1 protein-coding gene is annotated in these 443 nt (G+C 68.8%); it reads left to right on the top strand.

The features are described 5' to 3' along the window. On the top strand, window positions 1-443 hold a 443-nt coding region (locus tag AB4Z35_RS30585; protein WP_442101241.1), incomplete at both ends, for a LysR family transcriptional regulator.

Here is a 443-nt window from a genome sequence, read left to right as displayed (position 1 = left end):
GTGGTGGAGGCCGGCAGCTTTTCCGCCGCCGCGCGCCAGCTCCGGATGCCGCTTGCCACCGTGAGCCGGAAGGTGGGCGAGCTGGAGGCGCACCTGAACACCCGGCTCCTGCATCGCTCCACCCGGCAGCTCTCGCTGACCGAGACCGGCCACGCCTACGTGGCGGCCTGCCGGCGCATCCTCGAGGAGGTAGGCGAGGCGGAGCGCGCCGCGTCCGGCGAATATGCCGCGCCCAAGGGCGAACTCGTCATCACGGCGCCCATCGTCTTCGGCCGCCTGCACCTGCTGCCCGTGGTGGCGGATTTCCTGAAAACCTATCCGGACATCGACGTCCGCATGGTGCTGACCGACCGCGTGGTGGCCCTGCTGGACGAGCATGTCGATATCGCCCTGCGCATTGCCGACCTGCCGGACAGCAATTTCATTGCGATGCCGATCGGCAC

This window comes from Pseudomonas sp. KB_15 (genome assembly GCF_052114525.1).
Taxonomy (GTDB): Bacteria; Pseudomonadota; Gammaproteobacteria; order Pseudomonadales; family Pseudomonadaceae; genus Aquipseudomonas.
The sequence above is the reverse complement of the archived record's forward strand: the minus strand, read 5'-3'. Positions and strand labels throughout refer to the sequence as shown.